This is a genomic window from Nesterenkonia marinintestina, assembly GCF_025420485.1.
Taxonomy (GTDB): domain Bacteria; phylum Actinomycetota; class Actinomycetes; order Actinomycetales; family Micrococcaceae; genus Nesterenkonia; species Nesterenkonia marinintestina.
The window spans coordinates 78,192-103,304 of record NZ_JAOEFD010000009.1 but is presented as its reverse complement, the minus strand read 5'-3'; the positions used below and the strand labels follow the sequence as shown (position 1 = coordinate 103,304).

Here is a 25,113-nt window from a genome sequence, read left to right as displayed (position 1 = left end):
ATGATGCGGGTGAATGCTGCGAACGCCGGTGCAGACCACAGACGGACTCGCCCGGACCCCCTCAGGCCCGTTCCCCACACCCTATGCAGGAGGTCACACCGATGCGGGCCGCCCGGCCTCTGCCGCACCGATCGTTACAGAATCGTCATAGGCATCACGTCCGAGGGCCGGACCCGGTCCGGAGGTCAGCCGAGCCAGCGTCGCAGGCCGGCGAGGCACTCCCGCAGCGCCTCCGCGGAGACGTGCTCGTCGTCCGTGTGGGCCAGCAGCGGGCTTCCCGGCCCGAAGTTGACCGCCGGGACTCCGAGGGCGGAGAACCGGGCGACGTCGGTCCAGCCGTACTTGGGCATCGGGGTGCCGCCGACCGCCTCGACGAAGGCGGCCGCCGCCGGATGGTCCAGGCCGGGACGGGCACCCGAGGAGGTGTCGGTGACCCGCATCTGCGCGTCGTCGACCCCGGCGCCGCGCATGACCTCCCGGACGTGCTCGTGGGCCTGCTCCTCGGTCTTGTCCGGGGCGAAGCGGTAGTTGACGGTGACCGTGCAGGAGTCGGGCACGACGTTGCCGGCGATGCCCCCGTCGATGCCGACCGCGCTGAGCCCCTCGCGATAGGCCAGACCGTCGACCTCGACGGTGCGCGCCCGGTACTGCGCCAGGGCGGTCAGCACCGGCGCCGCCGCATGGATGGCGTTCACGCCCTTCCAGGCGCGCCCGGAGTGCGAGGCGACGCCGGGGACGGTGACCTCGATCCGGCAGGTCCCGTTGCATCCGCCCTCGACCACACCGTCGGTCGGTTCGAGCAGGACGGCGAAGTCCGCCGCGAGCAGATCGGGGGTGTTCCGCAGCACCCGGCCGAGCCCGGACTTCGCGGCCTCGACCTCTTCGTTGTCGTAGAAGACCCATGTGACGTCGCGGGCCAGCGCCTCCCCCGGCCCCAGCTCGGCCAGGCGCGCGGCCACGTCGGAGGCGAGCACCAGCTGGACGGCCACACCGCCCTTCATGTCGGTGGCGCCGCGGCCGTACAGGGTCTCGCCCTCCCAGCTCGGCGGGACGGTGCCGCGGGAACCGGGCACCGTCGGCAGCGGGACGGTGTCGAGATGTCCGGCGAGCACGATCCGCTCGGGCGCCCCGGTCCGTGTGCGGGCCACGACGGTGTCGCCGTCGCGGTGCAGGTGCAGTCGTCGCGCGGAATCGGTCGACTCCCCCGGGTCGAGTCCGTGCAGGAACGCCTCGACGGCGTCGGCCAGCACCGCCTCCTCCCCCGAGACGGAGCGGATCGCGAGCAGCTGTTCGGTGAGGGCGACGACGTCGCCGGCCTCGAGGTCCGTGGGGCGCATGAGCCCCACTGTAGTCCGTAGGATGGGACCCATGAACGCTGCTGACACCACCGCTGAGAACGGCGCCCCCCGCATCGCCTCCGGCCACGGACTGGCCACCGTCACCGCCTCCGGCACCGTGCTGGACACCTGGTTCCCGAAGCCGGTGCCGGCGCCGCTGGCCGAGAACGGCGACGACGGACTGCTCGAGTCCCTGCGTGCGGCCGCCGGAGAGGACCCCGACCGCGGGGTGCGCACCGAGGTGGTCTCGGTGGAGGCCGACCTCGGCGCCGAGGCCGCGGGGACCTCGGACGTGTGGCTTCGGCTGCATCTGCTCTCCCACCGCCTGGCGCGGCCGAACAGCATCAACCTGGACGGCATCTTCGGACACCTCACCAACGTCGTGTGGACCAACTTCGGCCCCTGCGCCCTGGAGGACTTCGAGAGCACCCGCCTGCGGCTGCGCGCACGCGGCCACGTCACCGTCTACTCCATCGACAAGTTCCCGCGGCTGGTGGACTACGTCACCCCCCAGGGCGTACGCATCGGCGACGCCGACCGGGTCCGACTGGGCGCCCACCTGGCGGAGGGCACCACCGTCATGCACGAGGGCTTCGTGAACTTCAACGCCGGCACACTGGGCGCCTCGATGGTCGAGGGCCGCATCTCGGCCGGCGTCGTGGTCGGCGACGGCACCGACGTCGGCGGCGGCGCCTCCATCATGGGGACACTCTCCGGCGGCGGCAAGGAGCGCATCACCCTCGGCGAGCGGGTGCTGCTGGGCGCCAACGCCGGGGTGGGGATCTCACTGGGCGACGACTGCGTCGTCGAGGCGGGGCTCTACCTGACCGCCGGTACGAAGGTCACCGTGCTCCACGAGGACGGTGAGGTCTCCGCGACGACGAAGGCGGTGCACCTCTCCGGAGTCTCCGGCCTGCTCTTCCGCCGCGACTCGGTCTCCGGTCGTGTGGACGCCGTCCCGCGCCGGGGGCAGAAGGTCGCGCTGAACGAGGCGCTGCACAAGAACTGAACCTGGTCGACCGCAGAAGGGCGGCGTGACCCCTGCCGCTGCATGGGGTCACGCCGCCCTTCTGCGGTCGCGGCGGAGGTCCGCCTCAGACGCCGGGGTAGTTCCGCTCCGCGGCGCCGGTGTAGAGCTGACGCGGGCGACCGATCTTCGTCGAGGGGTCCTCGATCATCTCGCGCCACTGGGCGATCCAGCCGGGCAGCCGACCGAGGGCGAAGAGGACGGTGAACATCTTCTCCGGGAAGCCCATGGCCTTGTAGATGAGCCCGGTGTAGAAGTCCACGTTCGGGTAGAGGCGACGCTCGACGAAGTAGTCGTCCTCCAGGGCCTTCTGCTCGAGGCGCTGGGCGATGTCGAAGAGCTCGTCGTCGCCGCCCAGACGGCCGAGCAGGTCGTCCGCCAGCTGCTTCACGATGCGTGCCCGCGGGTCGTAGTTCTTGTACACGCGGTGGCCGAAGCCCATGAGGCGGATGCCCGCCTCCTTGTTCTTGACCTTCTCCATGAAGTCCTCGGGCTTCATACCCTCGGACTGGATCTCGCGCAGCATCTTCAGCACCGCCTCGTTCGCGCCCCCGTGCGCGGGACCGAAGAGCGCGTTGATGCCTGCCGAGATGGAGGCGAACATGTTCGCCTGGGAGGAGCCGACCAGACGCACCGTCGCGGTGGAGCAGTTCTGCTCGTGGTCGGCGTGGAGGACCAGGAGGGTGTCGAGCGCCTTCACGATCTCGGGGTCGAGCTCGTAGGGCTCGGCCGGCACGCTGAAGCAGCCGCGCAGGAAGTTCTCGACCAGGGTCAGCTCGTTGTCCGGGTAGAGCATTGGCTGGCCCATGGACTTCTTATAGGCGTAGGCCGCGATGGTGGGCACCTTCGCCAGCAGGCGGTAGGTGGAGCGCTCCACCTGGTCCGAATCGTACGGATCCAGGGAGTCCTGGTAGAAGGTGGACAGCGCCGAGACCGCCGAGGAGAGCACCGGCATCGGGTGCGCGTCCCGCGGGAACCCGCCGAAGAAGCCCTTGAGCTCCTCGTGCAGGAGGGTGTGCCGCCGGGTCAGGGTGTCGAAGTCCGAGAGCTCCTGGGGCGTGGGCAGCTCGCCGTAGATGAGCAGGTAGGTGACCTCGAGGAAGCTGGAGTGCTCGGCGAGCTGCTCGATCGGGTAGCCGCGATAGCGCAGGATGCCTTCGGCGCCGTCGATGTAGGTGATCGACGACTTGGCGTTCGCGGTGTTCATGAAGCCGGGGTCATAGGTGACCGTGCCGGTCTCCTTCAGCAGCGGGGCGATGTTGAGCCCCGAATTGCCCTCGACGGCGCCCTCGGCCGGGAGCTCCAGCTCCTGGTCGCCGAGCGTCAGGCGGGCAGATGGCTGCTCAGTCATGCGGACTCCTCTGAAGTGCCCGATCGTCTCGGCCGGATGCGCACCGGAACGGGGCACACGTCATGTGCGGTACACCGCAAACCTACCCGCTGGTCGGTGCCCGGTGCCACTTCAGGACAGGCGGGCGACGGCGGCGTCGATCCGCTCGTCCGACGACGTCAGCGCGATGCGGACGAATCCGTCTCCGCGCTCGCCGTAGAAGATGCCGGGGCCGACGATGATGCCCTGGTCGGCCATCCGTTCCACCTGGGCCCAGGAGTCGGAGACGCCGTCGGTGCACCACAGGTACAGGCCGGCCGCAGAGTCTCGGACGTCGAACCCGGCGGCTCGGACGGCGGGCAGCAGACGCTCCCGACGTCGACGGTAGACCTCCCGCTGGGCGGCCACGTGCTCGTCGTCGGACATTGCGACCCGCAGGGCCTCCTGCACCGGAGCCGGCATGATCATCCCCGCGTGCTTGCGGGTGTTCACTAACCCGGCGATCAGCCGCGGGCAGCCGGCGGCGAACGCGGCCCGATAGCCGGCGAGGTTCGACTGCTTCGACGCCGAGTAGACCGCCAGCAGACCCTCGTGGTCTCCCCCGCAGACCCGCGGGTCCAGCACGGAGGGGACTTCGTCCACCGTCCAGGCCAGCTCGGCGTAGCACTCGTCGGAGGCGACGACCGCGCCGATGCGGCGCGCGAGCCGCACCACCTCGCGCATGTGCTCCACGGAGTCCACCGCGCCGGTGGGGTTCGACGGGGAGTTCAGCCAGATGAGCCGCACCCCTGCCAGGCCGGCCTCGTCGAGGTCGGTCGGATCGTCGACCGCGAGCGGCGTCGCCCCTGCGATCCGCGCGCCGATGTCGTAGGTGGGGTAGGCGACCGTGGGACGCAGGACGACGTCACCGGGCCCCAGACCCAGCAGCGTGGGCAGCCACGCGACGAGCTCCTTGGAGCCGATGGTCGGCAGCACGGCCTCGGGGTCGACGTCGGGGGCGCTCCGGCGTCGCGCGAACCAGTCCGCCACCGCCTGCCGCAGCTCCGGCCGACCGTGGGTGGTCGGATATCCGGGGGCGTCGGCGGCGGCGGCCAGCGCCTCGCGGACGACCTGGGGCGTGGGATCCACCGGGGTCCCGATGGAGAGGTTCACCGCACCGTCGGGGTGGGCTCGGGCCCGCTCGACGTAGGTCGCCATCGCATCCCACGGGTATTCCGGCAGAGTGAGCATCAGGGGCTCGTCCTCAGTGTTCCTGGGGAGGCAGCGCCTCGACGATCTCGTGGTCCTTCTCGATCAGACCGAGCTTCGCCGCTCCGCCGGGCGATCCCAGGTCGTCGAAGAACTCCACGTTGGCGCGGTAGTACTCGGACCACTCTTCGGGGGTGTCGTCCTCGTAGTAGATGGCCTCCACCGGACAGACCGGCTCGCAGGCGCCGCAGTCGACGCACTCGTCCGGGTGGATGTAGAGCATCCGCTCACCCTCATAGATGCAGTCCACCGGACACTCATCGATGCAGGCCTTGTCCTTCAGGTCCACACAGGGAAGGGCGATGATGTAGGTCATGGCGTCAGTCTATCGGCCCGGTGCAGGGCCTCGTCGCGTGCGACGATCCACTTGACCAGCACCATGGTGATCAGGGTGACCGCCGCAGAGCCCAGCCACCAGATCAGTGAGGCGATGGTGGGTCCGGGGAGCATCTCCATGGCCTCGGGGCTGTAGGGCACCACCAGCTGGTCGGGTCCGGGCCACAGGTAGGCCGCTGTGGCGACGGTGAAGGTGGTGATCCCCATGACCGCCGTATCGACGAGCGACCCGCTGCGCAGTCCGACCCACAGCTGAGCGAGCAGGCAGATGAGCAGCGCCAGGGCGGCTCCCCACGGGAGGACGAATCCGTCGCGGACGTCGCCGATCATCCAGATGCTGCCGTGCAGGGCGGTGCCGATGACCCCGAGGACGGCGCCGAAGGAGAAGGCCGCCCCGAGCAGGGCCGCACGTCTCACGCGTTGATGCTCTTCCTCTTGCGGGCCTCCTTCAGCCGGTCGGAGGAGGAGAGGGTGACCTTGCGGATGCGGATCGACTCCGGAGTGACTTCGACGCATTCGTCGCCTGCGGCGAATTCGAGGGACTCCTCGAGGGTCAGCTTGGTCGGCGGAGTGAGGCCCTCGAAGTTCTCGGCGCTGGCGGCGCGCATGTTCGTGAGCTTCTTCTCCTTGGTGATGTTGACCTCCATGTCCTCGTTGCGCGAGTTCTCACCCACGACCATGCCCTCATAGACCTCGTCCTGCGGGTCGATGAAGAAGGTGCCGCGCTCCTGGAGGTTGATCATCGCGAAGGGGGTGGCCGAGCCGGACCGGTCGGCGACCAGGGACCCGGAGATCCGGTACTCGATCTCGCCCTTCCAGGGCTCGTAGCCGGCGGCGTAGGAGGAGGCGATGCCGGCGCCGCGGGTCTCGGTGAGGAACTTGGTGCGGAAGCCGATCAGTCCGCGGGCCGGGACCATGAACTCCATGCGGACCCAGCCGGTGCCGTTGTTGGTCATCGTGTTCATCAGCCCGCGGCGCGCGGCCATGAGCTGAGTGATCGCGCCCATGAACTCCTCGGGGGCGTCGATGGTCATGTTCTCCATGGGCTCGCACAGCTGGCCGTCGATCTCCCGGGTCACGACCTGGGGCTTTCCGACCGTCAGCTCGAAGCCCTCGCGACGCATCTGCTCGACGAGGATCGCCAGGGCGAGCTCGCCGCGTCCCTGGACCTCCCAGGTGTCGGGGCGCTCGGTGGGCAGCACCTTGATGGAGACGTTGCCGATGAGCTCCTTGTCCAGGCGGTCCCTGACCTGTCGGGCGGTGACCTTCGCGCCCTTCACCCGTCCGGCCATGGGGGAGGTGTTGATGCCGACGGTCATGGAGATGGCCGGGTCGTCGACGACGATGTTCGGCAGCGGCTTCGGGGCATCGAGGTCGGTCAGCGTCTCCCCGATCATGATGTCGGCGATGCCGGCGACGGCGACGATGTCCCCCGGGCCCGCCTCGTCCGCGGAGACCCGTTCGAGTCCGCGGGTGGCCAGCAGCTCGGTGATCTTGACGGTCTTGGTGCTCCCGTCCTTGCGGGCCCAGGCGACCTGCTGATTCTTGCGCAGGGTGCCGTTGAAGATGCGCAGCAGCGCCAGACGACCCAGGAAGGGAGAGGCGTCGAGGTTGGTGACGTGGGCCTGGAGCACCTCGTCGGCGTCGTACCGGGGTGAGGGGACGTGCTCGAGGATGGTGGAGAACAGCGGCTCGAGGTCCTCGTCCTCGGGCAGGCCGCCGTCGTCGGGCTGGGTGGTCGAGGCGCGTCCGGCCTTGCCCGAGGCGTAGACCACCGGGACGTCGAGCACGGCGTCGAGGTCCAGGTCCGGGTGGTCCTCGGCCACGTCGGAGGCCAGTCCGAGGAGCAGGTCCATGGTGTCGGAGACGACGCCGTCGATGCGGGCGTCGGGGCGGTCGGTCTTGTTGACGACCAGGATGACCGGCAGCTGGGCGCTCAGCGCCTTGCGCAGCACGAAGCGGGTCTGCGGCAGGGGCCCCTCCGAGGCGTCGACGAGCAGCACGACGCCGTCGACCATGGACAGTCCCCGCTCGACCTCGCCGCCGAAGTCGGCGTGCCCGGGGGTGTCGATGACGTTGATGGTGACATGGTCGGAGCCGGCCTTGTCGGCCGCGGAGGGTCCGGAGTAGAACACGGTGGTGTTCTTGGCGAGGATCGTGATCCCCTTCTCCTTCTCCAGGTCCCCGGAGTCCATGACCCGGTCCTCGAGGTCACCGTGGCCGCCGACGGCGGCGGTCTGGCGGAGCATGGCGTCGACCAGGGTGGTCTTGCCGTGGTCGACGTGGGCGACGATGGCGACGTTGCGCAGATCGCGGCGCTGATCGGTGCCGGTGGTCACGCGTGCGGCGGCTGTGGTCATGAGGGTCTACGACGCCTTCCGGGTAGTGCAGGGACAACCTGTCCAGTGTACTGGCACTCCCCCACGCATCGAGTCCCCGATCTCCGGCGCACTTTGGACCGTTCATGGCCCGACACGCGGCAGAGATCGGGGACTCGATGTCCCTGGTGGTGGGTGGGGACCTCAGTCCAGGTTCAGTCCCTGTGCGGCCAGCAGCTGACGACGGGCGTCGCGCCGCTCGGCCTGCTCCTGCGGATGCGGCACCGGAGCGGCGGCCAGGAGCCGCTGGGTGTAGTCCTCATGCGGGTGACGCAGGATCTCATCGGTGCTCCCCTGCTCCACCGCGCGGCCGTTCTGCATGACCAGGACCTTGTGGGCCAGGGTGTCGATGACGGCGAGGTCGTGGCTGACGAACAGGCACGCGAAGGAGTACTCCTCCTGCAGCTCCTTGAACATGTCCAGCACGGCGGCCTGCACGGAGACGTCGAGCGCGGAGGTCGGCTCGTCGGCGATGAGCAGCGTCGGGCTGAGCGTCAGGGCGCGTGCGATGCTGATGCGCTGGCGCTGACCGCCGGAGAGCTCGTGCGGGAAGCGGTTGACCACGCTGCGCGGCAGACGCACCGCGTCCAGCAGCTCCTGCGCACGGTTAAGCCGCGACCTCTTGTCCCCCACCTTGTGCACGACCATGGGCTCGGTGATGATGTCGCCGATCGGCATCCGCGGGTCCAGCGACGCCGCCGGGTCCTGGAAGACTACGCCGATCTCACGCTTCAGGGCCTTGCGCTCCCGACCCTTCAGCGCCGGCATGTTCTTCCCGCGGACGTAGAGCTCCCCCTCGGGGACGTCCAGCAGGCCGAGGACGGCCTTGGCGACGGTGGACTTGCCCGATCCGGACTCACCCACCAGGCCCATGATCTCGCCGGGCTCGACCTGGAAGCTGACGCCCTCGACCACCCGGGTCGCCTTCCGGCGGAACTTGTACTCCAGGGCGATGTCCTTGGCCTCGAGGGCGAAGGGGTCGCCGGAGGCGGTCCGCCCCGGGCCGGACTCCGTCGTCTCCGAGGCTGACGTTCCGGGACGGGCGTCCGTCTCCGGCTCGGTCACCGAGACGGTCGCACCGTCGGGGTCGACGTGCTCGCCGTGGACCTCCTCGGCCTCGTGGACCGTCTCCTCGAGGTCGTGGGAATCCTGCCGCAGCTTGGGCATGGCGTCCAGCAGCCGCTGGGTGTAGGGGTGTCGGGGGCTGAGCATGACCTCACTCACGGGGCCCGTCTCGACCACCTCACCGTGGAGCATGACCACCACACGATCGGCCATATCGGCGACCACGCCCATGTTGTGCGTGATCAGCAGGATCCCGGTGTTCAGCTCGCCCTTCAGGGTGCGCAGCAGGTCGAGGATCTCGGCCTGCACCGTGACGTCGAGGGCCGTGGTCGGCTCGTCGGCGATGATCACCTTCGGTCCGCACGCGATCGCCATGGCGATGACGATGCGCTGACGCTGACCGCCGGAGAACTGGTGCGGGTACTCCCGCACACGTCGCTCCGGATCGGGGATCCCGACCTGACGGAGCAGGTCCACGGCCTTCCGCAGCGCCTGCTGCCCGTAGGCGATGTCGTGGACCTGCAGCGCCTCGACGAGCTGGTCGGAGACCCGAAGCACCGGGTTCAGCGCCGTCATCGGCTCCTGGAAGATCATCGAGATGTCCTGGCCGCGCAGCCGACGCCGCTGTCCGGGGGTCATCTTCGAGACGGGCTGGCCGTCGAACTCGACCTCACCGTCGATGGTGGCGTTGCCCGGGAGCAGACCCATCGCCGTCGAGGAGGTCACCGATTTTCCGGAGCCGGATTCGCCGACCACGGCGACGACCTCGCCGGGGGCGACGTCGAAGCTCACGCCCTTGACCGCATCGACCTCTCCGAACTCGGTGGTGAAGCTGACGCGGATGTCCTTGTAGCTCAGCACGGGACGGCTCATCGTCCGCCCTCCTTCTCCTGGGTCGTGGTCGAGGCGTCCGCGGCGTCGGTCTCGGGACCCTCGGTGCGCTCGTCGGCCGCCTGCTTGCCTCGGAGGCCCAGGACGGCGCGGATGCCCGGGCGACGCGAACCCTTGCGCTGCTGACGCGGGTCGATCGCATCCCTGAGCCCGTCGCCGATGAAGTTCACGCAGAGGGCGATGATGATGATGAACAGGCCCGGGAACCAGAAGAGCCACGGGCGCGTCTGGAACGCGTTCTCATAGTTGGAGATGAGCAGCCCCAGGGACGCCTCCGGGGCCTGGATGCCCATCCCCAGATACGAGATGCTCGTCTCGAGCAGGATCGCGGCGGCGACGGCGAACGTCGCGTTGACGATGATCACGCCGACCGCCGAGGGCAGCATGTGCTTGATGATGATGCGTGCGGGGTGCGCCCCCATGGAGATCGCGGCGGCGACGAACTCCTTCTCCCGCAGGGAGAGGATCTCGGCGCGCACCAGTCGGGCCATGCCCGTCCAGGTGACCAGACCCAGCAGGATCGCCAGGGTGAGGGTCCCGCCCGGGAGGTTCTGCGCGTATCGGCCGAAGACCGCGGCGAGGGCCACCAGCGGGACCACGATGACCATGTCGGTCAGACGCATGAGGATCGCCTCGAGCCAGCCGCGGAAGTAGCCGGCCAGCGCCCCGATGAGCACTCCGAGGATGGTCGAGGTGATGGCGACGCCGAAGGCGACGATCAGGGACTGCTGGGTCCCGCGCATGACCAGCGCGAAGTAGTCGCGGCCGTTGTTGTCCTGGCCGAAGGGATGCTCACCGAGGAGTCCGTCGGAGAGGATCGTGGGGACTCCTCGGTCCACGACGGGTCCGGTCTGCAGATAGGTCTTGTCCCACCAGCCGCCGGTGCCTGTGAAGCCGAGCGAGCTGAAGGCGAGGATGATCACCGAGATCAGCAGGATCATCGAGACGAGCGCGGGCTTGTGCGCGAAGAATCGGCGCCGGACCATCTGTGCCTGGGAGAGGGAGCGCTCGCTCTTCTTGAGCTTCGCGTCCTCGATCTCGGCCAGGTCCGTCATCTCGTCGCCCTCCGGGCCGTCCGTGTCGGGACGTCCGCCCGGGAGCCTCTGGGGGTTCTCATCCTGGGTACTCATACTCGGATCCTCGGGTCCAGGACCGCGTACAGCAGGTCCGCGATCAGGTTGAACAGCACCGCCGCCGTGCCCGCCACCAGCAGGTAGGCCATGACCGGTGCGGGGTCGGCGTTCTGCAGCCCCTCGATGAACATATTGCCGAGCCCTCGCCATCCGAACACGCGTTCGATGATGATCGCCCCGCCCAGCAGGGCGGCGAAGTCGAAGGCCACGATGGTGGTCACCGGGATCATCGAGTTGCGGAACGCGTGCTTGAAGACGACGGTCCGCTCATTGACGCCCTTGGCCCGGGCGGTCCGGATGTAGTCCTGGTGGATCGCCTCCAGCATCGACGCGCGCATGTACCTCGTGTAGGCCGCGACCGAGACCAGCATGAGGATCATCGTGGGCATGACCAGCTGGGTCAGCTGGTCCAGAGAGACCTCCCAGAAGTCTCCGGTGAAGTTTGGCGAGACCGAGCCGATGGTGGCGATGGGGCGAGGCTTGATGGCCAGGAAACCGGGCCAGGCCCGGATGAAGTGGTCCAGCAGGACGAGCACCGAGACGATGATCGCCGTCAGGACGCTGACCGTGGTGGCGAGGTTCTTGGCGTGTCCGCCCATGAGCCTGGCCACGAGTACGGAGAGTGCGATCGCGAGCAGGAACAGCCCCGCGATGAGCAGCCATCCTCCCGGAGGGTCGATCAGCAGCCAGAAGGTCGCGTAGTAGGAGACCAGGCCCAGGCCGACGACGATCAGTGCCGAATACAGGACCCGGCGGTTCTTCATCCCGGCCAGCAGTGCGGTGAGCCCGACGGCGAAGAGGACTCCGATGATCGCGATGGCGGCCGGTCCGAGCTGCGGGTACCGGGCGAAGTTCAGCCAGTCCAGGTACGGCAGGGCGATCATCACGAAGACGAAGGTCATCGCAGCGGTGATCAGGCGCCGCTTGGGCGGTCCGCCGATGATCGCGGGTATGACGACGGCTCCGATCACCGCCAGGGTGATGGTGGTGGGCCAGGTGACCCCGGGGTCCGCCATCCAATTGTTGAAGCGGATGCCCATCCAGTCCTTGGCCAGTACCGCGGCCCAGAACACCGGAAGGGAGAAGAAGAGGAAGACGATGAAGGAGACGACGTAGTCGAAGGTCGAGTACTGGCGGATCGCCGAGACGATCCCGGTCAGCACTCCGAGGATGATGGCGAAGACGGTGGCGATGAACACCAGGCGCAGGGACGCGCCGGCGGCCTGCTGGGTCAGCACTCCGACGTCCTGACCGGAGATGTTGGTGCCGAAGTCGCAGGCACCGCCCAAGCAGCCGAGCACGCCGGAGAGCCAGATCCAATAGCGGCTGTACCAGGGCTCATCGAGGTTCATGAACTCGATGCGCTGCTGGATGAGGAACTCGACGTTGTCCGCGTTGGACTCCCGCAGCTCCTGCAGCGGGTCCCCGGAGTTGATCACGAGGATGAAGACCAGGAGGGTCGACGCCAGCAGCACCAGTGCGGAGCTGCCCATGCGTTTCAGAACATATGAGAGCACGAGATCCGTTCGCCTTCTCTTCTCAGGTTCGGTGGTCACCGGTGGCACTGTCGACGATCGGTCCTCTATCGATGTGATGGACCGTCGGTCGGAGTGAGTCCGATCACTCAGCCCGCTGCCACTGCTCGGCGTTCCAGGTGATCTGGGACTGCGAGGCGGTGTGGCGCACGTTCTGGATCGAGGCGTCGGAGCCCGTCAGGTCCGGGTGCACGAACAGCGGAATGCCGTGCAGGTCGTCCCAGAGCTCGGTCTCGATGTCGACGATGATGTCCTGCTGCTCGTCCTCGTCCTCGGACGAGGCGAGGTCGCTGAAGAGCTCATCGACGGTGTCGTTCGAGTACTCGCCGTAGTTCTGCGGGCGGTCGGTCGAGTAGATGTTCTGACCCGAGGCGACCTGACCGGAACCGGCCCACGCGAAGAGCGCGACCTCGAAGTCACCGCTCTCCTGCGCACCGCCCGGTGCGAAGAAGTCCTCGGAGCCCTCATCGATGATCTCGAAGCCGGCGTCCTCGCAGGAGGCCTGGATCTCGGAGACGATGTCGGTGCGGCGCGGGTTGGGCGCCTGGTAGCCGATGCGCACCTCGGTGCCGTCGGCGTCCTCCTCCTCGATGAGCTCCTGGGCACCTTCGATGTCGACCTCGTCGTACTGGCCCTCGTAGCTCTCATCGACCACGTCGTCGTAGTGGTCCTCGAAGTTCAGCACCTCGCGGGCGTCGAGCACCTCGGCGTCCGGGAAGATCGGCTCGATGAGGTTGTCCACGATCTGCTGACGCGGCACGCACTTGGCGAACGCCTCACGCAGCTCGGGGCTGTCGGCGAACGGGGAGCCGTCGGCGAAGTTGAAGTCCAGGTGCTCCCATGTGGCCGCCTCGCCCTCGTGCATGACGAACTGGTCCTCGCTGAGGCCGTCGAGCTGCTCGCGGGTGTCGACGGTGGCCTGGGGACGGATCACGTTGATGTCGCCGTTCTCCAGCGCCTGGACGTGCTGTCCGTCGTCGACGAAGCGGAACACCAGCTCGGAGACTCCCGGAGGGGTGCCCCAGTAGTCCTCGTTGGCCTCCAGGGTCACGGACTCTCCGGCCTCCCAGCTGCTGAGCTTGTACGGTCCCGAGCTGGGGATCAGCTCCTCGTCCGGCAGGCTCCCGGGGTCGCTGAACCACTCGCCGTCGTTCCAGAACTCGGCGACCGGCTCGAGGGCGTCGGTGTCCTCGTCGCGGATCGCCTCCACGAGCTCCTCGACGTCCATGTCGTTCTGCTCGGCGACCACGTGAGCGGGCATCGGGCTTCCGACACGGATCTCGGCGTCCGCGTCCGGCTGCGGGAACTCGATGGTGAAGGTCTTCTCGTCGGGCTCACCCTCGGGGCCGTCCGGCACGTTCTCCCCGTAGGTGTGGGACACCTGGTTGAACATCGGCGAGTCGTCGCCGTCGCTGAGCTCAGGGTTCTGGGTCGCCCAGTCGAGGATGAAGTCCGCGTTGGTGATGGGGGTGCCGTCCGACCATTCGGCGTCGTCGCTGATCGTGTACTCGATGGTCATCGGGTCCTCACCGGTGACCTCCCACTCGCCGAACTCCTCGTTCGGGTACTGGACGTTGTCGGTGCCCCAGTACCAGAAGCCGCCGAGGACCTGGTCGATGATGGTGGAGTTGTAGACGTTGTAGGTCTCCGGGGTGAACCCGTTGTAGCTGACGAACTCCGTCTCGCCCATGGAGACCGAGATCGAGTCGTCGGCCGTCTCGAAGTCGTCCTCCATCTCGGCCTTGCCGGTGTCATCGGGCTCGACGCTGAACTGCTGGCCCTCCGCCTGTCCCGGGTCCTCGCCCCCGTTTCCGTTGTCGTCCTCGCCGCCGGGGGTGCAGCTGGACAGGATGAGTGCGCCGGAGGCCGTGATCGCCACGGCGGCTGAGAGTTTCCTCAGTCGCATTGAGTTCTCCTCTTGGTGATGCGGTGATGTGAGGTGTCAGGCCCCTGCATCTTGTGATCGCAGATCTCCCTCGATGAGTGATGCAGGTAACAGTCACCTGAGCGCTCCCCACCATACGTGGTGGAGACGCAGAACACATCTTAGTCACTGGCGAGTAACCGAACTGTTACATCTGCCGCTGGTCGGAAACGGCATTCCCAGGGATGGAAGGCGGCACGGCTGTGCCGGTGCCCACGCCTCATCGGCGGGGCACCGGCACAGTGCTCAGACAGGGGTCAGACGAGCGTCATGCCGTCAGATCCTCGCGCACCTCGGCGTGGTGACATGCGACGTCATGCGGCACACCAGGGCGAGGCGTCAGTGCGGGCTCCTCCTCGGCGCAGATCTCGGTCGCCTTCCAGCAGCGGGTCCTGAAACGACAGCCCGACGGGGGGTTCGCCGGACTCGGCGGGTCGCCCTGGAGCACGATCTGCTCGCGCTTCCCACGCAGCGTCGGGTCCGGCACCGGTACGGCCGAGAGCAGCGCCTGGGTGTACGGGTGCCCCGGAGCCCCATAGATCTCGTCCTCGGTCCCCAACTCCGCGAGTCGTCCCAGATACATCACCCCGACCCGGTCGGAGATGTGTCGGACCACCGAGAGGTCGTGGGCGATGAAGATGTAGGAGAGTCCGAACTCGGCCTGCAGGTCCTCCAACAGATTCATCACCTGCGCCTGCACCGAGACGTCCAGCGCCGAGACCGGCTCATCGCAGATGATGACGTCGGGATTGAGCGCCAGGCCGCGTGCGATGCCGATGCGCTGCCGCTGCCCGCCGGAGAACTGGTGAGGGTACCGATTGATGTGGTCCGGGTTCAGGCCCACGACGTCCAGGAGCTCCTTCACCCGCGGGCGGATGCCCTGCTGCGGCTTCGCATCAGGATGGAGCTTGAAGGGTTCGGCGATGATGTCGCCCACCGACATCCTGGGGTTCAGCGAGGTGTAGGGGTCCTGGAAGATGATCTGGATCTTGCGGCGCAGCCGTCGCAGCTCCTCCCCCCTGACCGCGAGGAAGTCCTCACCGCGGAACCTCACGCTCCCCTCATCGGGCGACTCGAGACGCATGAGCAGCTTGGCCAGGGTCGACTTGCCGCAGCCGGACTCACCCACGATGCCCAGGGTCTCCCCCTGCCGCAGCTGGAAGCTGACGCCGTCGACGGCCTTCACGGCCCCGACCCTCTTCTGGAAGATCACTCCCTGAGTCAGGGGGAAGTGCTTGACCAGGCCGTCGACGTCGAGGACGACCTCGGCGTCGGCGAACGGATCGGCCCCCGCCGCTGTGTTCAGGTCTGGGCGGCTCATGCCGCACCTCCTCGCAAGTCGTCGTAGATCTGAGCGGAGTAGTGGCAGGCGGAGTAGTGTCCGTCGACCACCCTCTCGAGCTCGGGCCTCTCCGTGCGGCAGAGGTCGGTGGCCATCGGGCAGCGCGGGCTGAACGGACACCCGGCTGGCAGGTTGGTCAGCATCGGGGGCAGGCCTTCGATGGCCTTCAGCCGCTCTTCGCCGCCGTCGATGCGGGGGATGGAGTCCAGGAGCCCGCGCGTATACGGATGTGACGGACTCGCGTAGATCTCGTAGACGTCGGCCGACTCCATCACCCGTCCTGCGTACATCACGGCGATCTTGTCGGCGACGTCGGCGACGACTCCGAGGTCATGGGTGATGAGGATCAGACCCATGTTGTATTCCTTCTGAAGGTCCAGAAGGAGGTCCATGACCTGCGCCTGCACCGTGACGTCGAGGGCGGTGGTCGGCTCGTCGGCGATGAGGAGGTCGGGGTCCAGGGCGATGGCCATGGCGATCATGATGCGCTGGCGCATCCCGCCGGAGAACTCGTGCGGGAAGTCCCACACGCGCTTCTCGGCGGCCGGGATGCCGACGCGCCTCATGAGCTCGACGGCCTCCTGCTTGGCCTCCTTCTTCTTCATCTTCCGGTGGATGCGGAACATCTCCGCGATCTGCCACCCGACGGGGAACACCGGATTCAGGGACGACAGCGCGTCCTGGAAGATCATGGAGATGCTGACGCCGCGCAGCTTCCGCCGCTTCTCCTCGGGCATGGTCAGCAGGTCCTCGCCCCGATAGCGGATCTCCCCACCGGCGATCTTCCCCGGGGGCATGTCGAGGATCCCCATGATGGTCTGCGCCGTCACGGACTTCCCCGACCCTGATTCTCCGAGGATCGCGAGGGTCTCCCCCGGATGCACGGTGAAGTTGAGCCCGTTGATCGCCTGGGCGACTCCGGCCTTGGTGTGGAACTCGACCTGCAGGTCCCGGACCTCGAGCAGCGGGGCGGAGGTGCTGTCGGGTGCGGTCCGCGCCTGCTCTGCGGCGTCAGTCGTCTCTGTCACGTCCTGCGACCTCACTTCTTGGCCTTGGGGTCGATGGCATCCCGGATGGCGTCACCCATGATGGTGAACGCGAACACGGTCAGCGCCACGAAGATCAGCGGGAAGACCATCAGGTGCGGGTATGTCTGGATGTAGTTCTGGGCGTTGGAGAGCTGCAGGCCCCATGAGATGGAGGGCAGCTGGAGACCGACGCCGAGATAGGTCAGGGCGGCTTCCGCGGAGATGATGATCCCGACCAGGATCGCGGAGTAGCCCAGGATCGGCGCCAGGGAGTTCGGCAGGATGTGGCGCCGCATGATGGTCAGATTGCCTGCGCCCAGCGCACGGGCCGCCATCACGTACTCGTTGTTCACCACAGACATCACCGCGCCCCGCATGAGTCGCATCGTCATCGGCCACATGAAGATGGTCAGGATGAACGAGACCTCCAGGATCCCCCGGTCATCGATGACGTTGAGGAACACGATGGCACCCAGGACGTACGGCACGGCGAAGATCATGTCGCCGATGCGTGAGATGACTGCATCTACGACCTTGCCGTAGAAGCCGGCGAGGGTGCCGAGGACGATGGAGATGACCACGGTTCCCAAGGCGACCAGGAGGCCCACAGCGATCGACGTCCGAGCACCGTAGATGACCCGGGTGTAGTAGTCACAGCCCTGGACGTCCGTGCCGAACCAGTGCTCGGCCGACGGCTCCTGTCTGCTGCGTCCGAGGAGGCACTCTCCGGGGCTGGTGTTGGTGAAGAGCTGCGGGAAGAGCGCCATGACGATCATCACGACCAGGATGGCGCCGGACACGATGAACCACGGATTGCTGCGGAGGCTCCGCCAGGCGTCGGCCCAGAGACTCGCCTCAGCCTCCTTCGTCGTCCTCCCCGTCGTCGAGCCCTCTGACTGCTCGGTCTGTGCACGCGAGATCTCACTCATAACGGATCCTTGGGTCGAGGAAGGCGTAGGCGATGTCGACGATCAGGTTGACCACCACGAAGAACAGGACGAGCAGCGTCACGATCCCGACGACGACCGTGCCCTCCTGCGCCTGGATGGCTCGGAAGACCTCTTGGCCGATCCCCGGCAGATTGAAGATGGCCTCAGTCAGGATGGCCCCGCCCAGCATGGTCGCAAGGTCGGCTCCGATGAAGGTCACCACCGGGATCATGGCGTTGCGCATCGCATGGCGTCCCACGACGCGACTCCGCTTCAGACCCTTCGCCGTGGCGGTCCGGACATAGTCGGACTGGAGAGTCTCGACCAGGGAGTTGCGCAGGAGCCTCGCCACCAGTGCCGTCGACACGGATGCGAGGACGAACCCGGGGAGGATGTAGCTGTAGAAGCCGGAGCCGATGCCGGCGATGGGGAACCATCCCAGCTGCAGTCCGAACACGAACTGCAGGCCGAACGCGATCGCGAGGATCGGCACTGCCACGACGAGGACGCTCGAGACCTGCACCAGACGGTCGATGAAGCGGTCCCGGAAGATCGCCGCCAAGGTTCCGGCGATGACGCCGATGATGATCTGAATGATCACGGCGACGAAGGCCAGATAGAGCGTGACGGGCAGGCGCTGGACGATGATGTCGGTGACCGGGCGACCTTGGAACGTGGTGCCGAAGTCCCCCACGGCGACGCCCGCCATGTACTTGAAGTACTGGATGAGCAGCGGGTCGTCCAGGTTGTACTGGTCGCGGAGGGTCTGCTGGACCGCCTCGGACATCGGACGGTCCCCGCCGAGGGCACGGATGGGATCACCCGGGATGGCGAAGACCATCGCATAGATGATGAACGTCGCGATCAGGATGACCGGGATGAACTGGAGCAGACGCCGAAGGATGTATCGCGTCATCGTGGTCCTTTGCGGTGTCCGATCTGGGTGCGATCTCAGAACTGAGCTCCGAGACCGAGGTGATGGGCCGTCCCGGAGGGATGGACTGGTGACGAACGTCCGGTTCCGCAGGGGGTCGCCCCGCGGAACCGGACGTTCACCGTGTGACAGTGTGACTCAGAATACTCCGGAGCACAAAACTCTCCGAGTCAGGTGATCACGACGGTGTGTGTCGGCCGTTCCGTCACTCCTCGGTGACGGTGACCTGGTCGACGGTGATGTACGTCCGCAGATCCATCTCCGCGTCCTCCACCCGGTCGCTGTGGACCACGAAGTAGTCCTGGAACCACAGCGGGATGACCGGCATGTCCTCGAGGAGGATGTCCTCGGCCTCCTGGTAGAGACCGTCGGCCTCCTCACCCTCATCGGCCCGGTTCGCCTCGTCGATCTTGGAGTCGAACTCCTCAGAGGCGTAGCCGGCCCGGTTGGAGGGCGCCCCTGAGGTGTACAGCGGCTCCATCGCGTACTGCGGACTCGGGTAGGCCAACAGCCATCCCAGTCGGTACGGACCGCCGATGTCCTCCTCCTCGAGGAGGTCCAGGTACTGGGCGAACTCCAGCATCTCGAAGTCGACCGAGTCGATGCCGAGGTTCTGCTGCCACTGGTTGGCCAGAGCTTCGACGTACTCCTCATTGCCCACTCCGGTGTCCGTCCACAGCGTCAGCTCGGACGGTCCGCCGGCCTCCTCGTAGAGTTCGGCGGCGGCGTCGGCGTCGAACTCACAGTTCTCACCGCAGGCATCCTCACGGCCCTGAGGGATCGTCGGCGGCAGGATGCTGCGAGCTGGGGTGTAGGTGCCGTCGAAGAGCTCCTCATTGAGCTCATCGCGGTCCAGCGCCATGGAGAGTGCACGGCGCATGTCCGCGTCCGCGAAGTCGTCGTCGTAGGTCGGCAGACCCATGTAGACGAAGCGCGAGGTCTGGTACCGCTCGAAGTTGTCGCCGAAGTCGTCCTCGAGGTTCTCGATCCGGTTCGGCGGCACCTCCCCCAGCAGGTCCAGGTTGCCGGCCTGGACGTCCTGGTAGGCGGTGTTGGTGTCGGAGTAGATCTGCCATTCGATGCGCTCCGGCTTGCCCGGGTCCTCACCCGGCCAGTCCTCGTAGCGGTTCATGTTGATCTCGGTGTCGCGCACCCACTCGCCGTCCATCTCGTACCGGCCGTTGCCGATCGGCGCGTCCTGGAAGGCGTCCATGTCCTCGAAGGCCTCCGAGGGCATGGGATAGAACGCCGAGTAGGTGAGCATCTGGGGCAGCTGCCCGAACGGCTCCTCCAACTCGATCTCCAAGGTGTGGTCGTCCACCGCAGTGACGCCCTCGAGTTCGTCGGCGTCGCCGTCGACGACGTCCTGGAAGCCCGCGATCTTGTCGAAGAACGAAGCACCCTGCTGCGCATTGTCCGGGTCGACCACCCAGTTCCAGCTCTCCACGAAGGTGTTCGCATCGACGGGGTCGCCGTTGTGGAACGTGTACTCGTCGCTGAGCTCGAGCGTCCAGGTGACGTTGTCGTCCGACTCCCAGCTCTCGGCCACTCCCGGGACGACCTCGACGTCGTCGCTGTAGTCGACTTGGGTGAGACCGGTGTACAGCTGGTCCAGGATGCGGGACCCGCAGTTCTCGGTGCTGTTTCCCGGCTGCAGATTCTGCGGCTCGCAGTTGTGTGCAGAGACGGTGCCGCCGCCGTCGACGGCCTCCGCCTCCCCGTCATCGCCGCCGTCGCCTCCGCCTCCGCAGGCGGAGAGCACCAATGCGGCGCTCATCCCCGCGGCGGCCATTCCGGCGCCCCGGCGCCGGTGGTTCGTCGTTCTCATGGGTCTGCCTCTCAGGTGTGTTCGGGTGGTGAGTGATGGTGACTGGTGTCTCGGGCGTCAGTCCTCGGTGACTTCGACCCGCTCGACCTGAAGCAGGCCGCGCGGCGTGACGCCCAGGTTGTCGACCCTGTCGCTGTGGACCACACGCTGGTCCTCGAACCAGAGCGGGATCGAGGGCATGGCGTCGATGAGCACGTCCTCGGCGTCCTGGTAGGCGGTGACCGCGTCCTCCGGGTCCGAAGCATTGGCCTCAGCCATGAGGTCGTCGAACTCATCGGTGCCGTAGCCGGTGTAGTTGCGCGAGGCGGTCGAGGAGTACATCGGCTCCAGAGACTCCTGGGCGCTCGGGTAGGACAGGGTCCAACCCAGGCGGTACGGTCCGGCGGCGTCGAGCTCAGCCAGGTCGTCCAGGTACTGGGCGAACTCCATCGACTCGAAGCTCACGTCGTCCACGGGGAGGTGCTGCTGCCACTGGTTGGTGACGGCCTCCACCCATTCGTCGTGCCCGGCGCCGGAGTTGAAGAGCACTGTCAGCTCGGACGGGCCGCCGGCCTCCTCATAGAGGTCCGCAGCGGCGTCGGGATCGAACTCGCAGTACTCGCCGCAGGCATCCTCACGGCCCTCTTCGAGGACCGGCGGGAGGAAGGAGCGGGCCGGCGTCATCGTGTCGCTGAAGATCGACTCCAGGATCTCTTCGCGATCGATGGCCATGGACAGTGCGTGCCGGACGTCCTCCTCGGCGAAGTCGTCGAGATACGTCGGGAAGCCGAGGTACGTGAGGGTCCCCGTCTCGAAGAACTCGTGGGTGTCCGGGAAGTCGCCCTCCATGGTGTCGATGTTCTCCGGCGGCACATCCTCCAGGATGTCGAGCTCGCCGGCCTGGACGTCCATATAGGCGGTGGAGACGTCGGAGTAGATCTTCCACTCGATGTTGTCGGCCAGGCCCGGGTTCTCCCCAGGCCAGTCGTCGTACCGCTCGACGTGGATCTCGGTGTCGTGCACCCAGTCGCCGTCCATCTGATAGCGGCCGTTGCCGATCGGCGAGGACTCGAAGGCGTCCATGTCGTCGAAGGCGACCTCCGGCAGCGGCGAGAAGCCGACGAGGCTGAGCATGTTCGGCAGCTGGCCGAAGGGCTCCTCCAACTCGATCTCGAGCGTGTAGTCGTCCGGAGCCGACACGCCCTCCAACTCGTCGGTCTCTCCGTCGACGACGTCGTCGTAGCCGACGAAGTTCTCGTAGTACTCGGCGTTGGCCTGCGCATTGTCCGGGTCGACCGTGTAGTTGAAGGCGTCGACGAAGGACTGTGCGGTGACCTCGTCACCGTTGTGGAAGGTCCAGTCCTCCCCCAGGGTGAAGGTCCAGGAGACGTTGTCCTCGGACTCCCAGTCTTCAGCCACGCCGGGGATGGCCTCCATCTCCTCGTAGTCCATCTCGGTCAGTCCGGTGAAGACCTGCTCGAGCACGCGGGCGCCGCAGACCTCGGAGGAGTCTCCGGGCGTCAGGGACTGCGGCTCACAGTTCCAGACGGTGAAGCTGCCGCCTTCGGAGCCGCCCTCGTCGGCGGCGGGGCTGTCATCCCCACCGCCGCAGGCGGAGAGGACCAGCGCGGATGCGGCGGTGAAGGCCATGGGAAGGGTGAAGCGGTTCCTGTGTGACACGGTGTCGTGCCACCTCCTCAGTCTCTTGTGAAGCGTGCGGTGAGTCTCGTAGGGATTCCGATACACGTCGGCCGGGCCCTCCTCCCCCTCAGGAATCTGGGCCCGGCCGTCGTGATCAGGCGGTCGGCATCGTCACTCCTCGGTGACGACGATCTGCTCGGCACGCAGGAAGGTGCGCGGGTCGACGGTGACCGAGTCGCCGTCGATCCTGTCGGAGTACACCGTATTGAAGTCCTGGAAGAACAGCGGCACCGCCGGCATGTCTTCGAGGAGCACATCCTCGGCCTCCTGGTAGAGCGAGTCGGCCTCGTCCTCCTCCGTCGCCGAGTTCGCGTCCTGGATCAGACCGTCGAACTCGTCCGAGGAGTATTGGAAGTAGTTCGAGTCGGCGTCGGTGGTGTAGATGGGCTCCATCGCGTACTGCGGGCTCGGGTAGGAGAGCACCCATCCCAGACGGTAGGGGCCCGTGATGTTCTCCTCCTCGTGGAGGTCGAGGTACTGCGCGAACTCCAGGGACTCGAAGTTCACGTCCTCGACCCCGAGGTTCTCCTGCAGCTGATTGGCGATGGCCTCGACCCACTCCTCGTGTCCGGCCCCCGAGTTGAAGTAGAAGGTGAGCTCGGAGGGGCCGTCCGCGTCCTCATACATGTCGCGGGCCGCGTCCGGGTCGTACTCGCAGTTCTCACCGCAGGCGTCCTCACGGCCCTGCGGCAGGGTCGGCGGGATGATGTTGTAGGCCGCAGTGTTGCGGTCGTCGAAGATGACCTCCATGAGCTCTTCACGGTCGATGGCCTTAGAGATCGCATGACGCACGTCGACGTCTTCGAACTCGTCCTGATACATCGGGAATCCGAGATAGGTGAATGAGGACGTCTCGGAGGCCACCCAGTTGTCGCCGAAGTCGGAGTCCAGGCTTTCGAAGCGGTTGGGGGGCGCATTGTCCAGGACATCGAGGTCGCCGGCCTGCACATCCATGTAGGCGGTGTCCACGTCCGAGTAGATGCTCCACTCGATGCGCTCCGGCTCGCCCGGCTCATCACCGGCCCACTCCTCGAAGCGGTCCATGTTCACTGCGACGTCGTGCTCCCACTCGCCGTCCATCTGATACCGACCGTTGCCCACAGGGGCCGACTCGAAGGCGTCGATGTCGTCGAAGGCCTCGTCGGGCATGGGGTAGAACGCGGTGTAGGACACCATCGTGGCGAACGGCGAGAACGGCTCGTCCAGCTCGACCTCGAGGGTGTGGTCGTCGACCGCCGTGAGACCCTCCATCTCGTCGGCGTCGCCGTCGACGACCTCGTCGTAGCCCTGGATCTTGTCGAAGAATCCAGCGCCGCCCTGAGCATTGTCGGGGTCGACCGTCCAGTTCCAGGTGTCGACGAAGTTCTGCGCGGTGAGCTCGTCGCCGTTGTGGAACGTCCAGTCCTCCCCGAGCGTGAACGTCCACGTGATGTTGTCGTCGGTCTCCCACTCTTCGGCGACGCCCGCGGCGGGCTCGTTGGTGTCATAGTCAACGGTCGTCAGGCCGGTGAAGAGCTGCTCCAGGATCTTCGAACCACACACCTCCGAGGAGTTGCCCGGCGTCAGCTCCTGGGGTTCACAGTTGTAGATCGAGACGGTGCCGCCGCCTTCGACGGCCTCAGCTTCGCCGTTTCCGTCGTCACCGTTGTCGTCGGTGGGGGCGCAGCTGGATAGGATCAGTGCGCCGGCGGCCGTCAGTGAGACGGCACCGGCAAGCTTGCGGTGGGCCACTAGGGGTTCCTCCCGGTCGGTGCGGATCGGTGCTCCGCAGATCGACGGAGACATCGCCGCATGTGACCTGCATTACACCGGAGTGAATGTATCCAGCATAATCCAAGCCCCCATTACCGACGCGTTTCGTGACACGGCCACCGTCCTCAGCGCCGCCAGAGGTCGTCGGGGTCCGAGGACTCCCCGCCGCTGAGGCGGAGGGCCTCGCCGCGACGTACGACCTCCTCATAGGCCTTCGCCTTCTTGTCCAGGGCGGAGTCGTCGCGGACCGGCAGCAGGATGGTCCGCTCCGCGGGGAAGCCCGCCTGGAGCTGACGGCTGCGCTCCAGCTCGGAGTCCAGCTCCGCACCGAAGAGCAGCACGGCGTTCATCACGTAGAGCCAGAACAGCGCCATGATGACGCCGGCGAGCGCCCCGTAGGTGGCGTTGTAGTTGCCGAAGTTGCTGAAGTAGAAGCCCAGACCGGCGGTGGCCAGCAGAGCCACGACGATCGTCACCACAGCACCGACGGTGATCCACGAGACCCCCGGCTGACGGACGTTCGGGGTCCCGTAGTAGAGGAGCGCGACGACGATCACCGCGGTCAGCAGCATCATCGGGTAGACGGCGTACTGCCAGACGGCCAGCACCGTGTCGCCCAGGCCGAGGGTCTCACCGACGGCCTCTGCGATCGGCCCGGAGGTCACCAGCAGCAGACCTGTGGCCGCGATGAGCACGATGATCACCACGGTGATCAGGTACAGCAGAGGACGCAGCTTGAGTGCGGACCGACCCTCGGGCACCTCGAAGATGCGGTTCATCGCCCGGGAGAAGGCGTTGACGTAGTTCGACGCCGTCCACAGGGCGGTGAGGATACCGATGGCCAGACCGAGGCCGGCGCCTCCTGCGGAGGTGATGTTCTCCAGCACCGAACGGGCGCCCTCGATCATCTCCTCGTCGAGGAGGTTGTCGAGGGTGTCCAGGAAGAACTCCTGCACGTTCTCCGCCTCGCCCACCAGCGACAGGATCGAGACCAGCGCGATGAGCGCCGGGAAGACCGCCAGGACAGCGTAGTAGGTCAGGGCCGCCGCAAGGTCCGTGCACTGGTCCTTGCCGAACTCGGCCACCGTGCGCTTCAGGGTGTAGCCCCACGACGCCTTCGTCAGCTTCAGCGGCGTCTTGGGCTTCTCCGTCCGCTCGGCGAGCCGCGACTCGGCGAAGTGGTTCCGCTCCTGAGCCTTGACCGTGTGCGGCTGGTCCGCCGCCGCGCTGGCCGACGGGGTCAGCCGGCCCTGCTGCGGCACTCCCGCCTCGTCGTCCTCGGTCGGACGGTCTCCGATCTCATGCGGCGCCAGCGCCGCCTCGTCGGTCTCCGACGCCTGCCAGGGGTTCTCGCGCACCTCGTCCGGGTGCTTCGTGGGCTCGTCGTTCATGCAGACCACAGTAGCCCAGCGTCAC

Annotated in this window: 19 protein-coding genes; 1 reads left to right on the top strand and 18 read right to left on the bottom strand. The window is 67.0% G+C overall.

Features of this window, described 5'->3' with window-relative positions; all coding sequences use genetic code 11:
* Nucleotides 1-185: 185 nt before the first annotated feature.
* The gene (gene dapE / locus N7E59_RS08630) at nt 186-1,337 is read right to left on the bottom strand and encodes a succinyl-diaminopimelate desuccinylase (protein WP_261624522.1); all 1,152 of its coding nucleotides are present in this window, start codon (nt 1,335-1,337) and stop codon (nt 186-188) included.
* Nucleotides 1,338-1,368: 31 nt separating this feature from the next.
* On the opposite strand from dapE, the gene dapD reads away from it, so the two are divergent.
* A complete protein-coding gene (gene dapD / locus N7E59_RS08625) occupies nt 1,369-2,346 on the top strand; it encodes a 2,3,4,5-tetrahydropyridine-2,6-dicarboxylate N-succinyltransferase (RefSeq protein WP_261624521.1) in 978 nt (325 codons plus the stop codon).
* An 85-nt stretch (nt 2,347-2,431) separates the two neighbouring features.
* Here the strand turns inward: dapD and N7E59_RS08620 are convergent, their stop codons facing one another.
* The 17 genes from N7E59_RS08620 to N7E59_RS08540 all read right to left on the bottom strand — a co-directional run bounded on the left by N7E59_RS08620 (nt 2,432) and on the right by N7E59_RS08540 (nt 25,088).
* Complete coding sequence (locus N7E59_RS08620) at nt 2,432-3,715, bottom strand: citrate synthase (RefSeq protein WP_261624520.1); 1,284 nt, start codon at nt 3,713-3,715, stop codon at nt 2,432-2,434.
* A 111-nt stretch (nt 3,716-3,826) separates the two neighbouring features.
* On the bottom strand, nt 3,827-4,924 hold the full coding sequence (gene dapC, locus N7E59_RS08615) for a succinyldiaminopimelate transaminase (RefSeq protein ID WP_261624519.1): 1,098 nt from the start codon (nt 4,922-4,924) through the stop codon (nt 3,827-3,829).
* A gap of 13 nt (nt 4,925-4,937) precedes the next feature.
* Nucleotides 4,938-5,258, bottom strand: a complete 321-nt coding sequence (gene fdxA, locus N7E59_RS08610; protein WP_261624518.1) for a ferredoxin — start codon at nt 5,256-5,258, stop codon at nt 4,938-4,940.
* The gene (locus N7E59_RS08605) at nt 5,255-5,695 is read right to left on the bottom strand and encodes a hypothetical protein (RefSeq protein WP_261624517.1); all 441 of its coding nucleotides are present in this window, start codon (nt 5,693-5,695) and stop codon (nt 5,255-5,257) included. The genes fdxA and N7E59_RS08605 overlap by 4 nt, the downstream gene beginning before the upstream one ends.
* On the bottom strand, nt 5,692-7,638 hold the full coding sequence (gene typA / locus N7E59_RS08600; RefSeq protein WP_261624516.1) for a translational GTPase TypA: 1,947 nt from the start codon (nt 7,636-7,638) through the stop codon (nt 5,692-5,694). The genes N7E59_RS08605 and typA overlap by 4 nt, the downstream gene beginning before the upstream one ends.
* 162 nt (nt 7,639-7,800) lie before the next feature.
* Nucleotides 7,801-9,594 (bottom strand): ABC transporter ATP-binding protein, encoded by a 1,794-nt coding sequence (locus tag N7E59_RS08595; RefSeq protein WP_261624515.1) that lies wholly within the window; start codon nt 9,592-9,594, stop codon nt 7,801-7,803.
* Nucleotides 9,591-10,742, bottom strand: a complete 1,152-nt coding sequence (locus N7E59_RS08590) for an ABC transporter permease (protein WP_261624514.1) — start codon at nt 10,740-10,742, stop codon at nt 9,591-9,593. The genes N7E59_RS08595 and N7E59_RS08590 overlap by 4 nt, the downstream gene beginning before the upstream one ends.
* Nucleotides 10,739-12,238 (bottom strand): ABC transporter permease, encoded by a 1,500-nt coding sequence (locus tag N7E59_RS08585; RefSeq protein WP_261624513.1) that lies wholly within the window; start codon nt 12,236-12,238, stop codon nt 10,739-10,741. The genes N7E59_RS08590 and N7E59_RS08585 overlap by 4 nt, the downstream gene beginning before the upstream one ends.
* Before the next feature lie 127 nt (nt 12,239-12,365).
* Nucleotides 12,366-14,186, bottom strand: coding sequence for an ABC transporter substrate-binding protein (locus N7E59_RS08580; protein ID WP_261624512.1), 1,821 nt, complete (start codon nt 14,184-14,186; stop codon nt 12,366-12,368).
* A gap of 286 nt (nt 14,187-14,472) precedes the next feature.
* Nucleotides 14,473-15,525 carry an ABC transporter ATP-binding protein gene (locus N7E59_RS08575; protein WP_261624511.1) on the bottom strand — a complete coding sequence of 351 codons (1,053 nt, stop codon included), beginning with the start codon at nt 15,523-15,525 and terminating at the stop codon, nt 14,473-14,475.
* On the bottom strand, nt 15,522-16,574 hold the full coding sequence (locus N7E59_RS08570) for an ABC transporter ATP-binding protein (protein WP_315943008.1): 1,053 nt from the start codon (nt 16,572-16,574) through the stop codon (nt 15,522-15,524). The genes N7E59_RS08575 and N7E59_RS08570 overlap by 4 nt, the downstream gene beginning before the upstream one ends.
* 11 nt (nt 16,575-16,585) lie before the next feature.
* On the bottom strand, nt 16,586-17,503 hold the full coding sequence (locus tag N7E59_RS08565; protein WP_261624510.1) for an ABC transporter permease: 918 nt from the start codon (nt 17,501-17,503) through the stop codon (nt 16,586-16,588).
* On the bottom strand, nt 17,496-18,419 hold the full coding sequence (locus tag N7E59_RS08560) for an ABC transporter permease (RefSeq protein ID WP_261624509.1): 924 nt from the start codon (nt 18,417-18,419) through the stop codon (nt 17,496-17,498). Before N7E59_RS08560 ends, N7E59_RS08565 begins: the two co-directional genes overlap by 8 nt.
* Nucleotides 18,420-18,642: 223 nt before the next feature.
* Nucleotides 18,643-20,265, bottom strand: coding sequence for a peptide ABC transporter substrate-binding protein (locus tag N7E59_RS08555; RefSeq protein WP_261624508.1), 1,623 nt, complete (start codon nt 20,263-20,265; stop codon nt 18,643-18,645).
* 57 nt (nt 20,266-20,322) lie between these two features.
* Nucleotides 20,323-21,924, bottom strand: coding sequence for a peptide ABC transporter substrate-binding protein (locus N7E59_RS08550; protein ID WP_261624507.1), 1,602 nt, complete (start codon nt 21,922-21,924; stop codon nt 20,323-20,325).
* A gap of 132 nt (nt 21,925-22,056) precedes the next feature.
* Nucleotides 22,057-23,730 (bottom strand): peptide ABC transporter substrate-binding protein, encoded by a 1,674-nt coding sequence (locus N7E59_RS08545; protein WP_261624506.1) that lies wholly within the window; start codon nt 23,728-23,730, stop codon nt 22,057-22,059.
* A gap of 92 nt (nt 23,731-23,822) precedes the next feature.
* Nucleotides 23,823-25,088 (bottom strand): YihY/virulence factor BrkB family protein, encoded by a 1,266-nt coding sequence (locus N7E59_RS08540; RefSeq protein ID WP_261624505.1) that lies wholly within the window; start codon nt 25,086-25,088, stop codon nt 23,823-23,825.
* Nucleotides 25,089-25,113 lie beyond the last annotated feature (25 nt).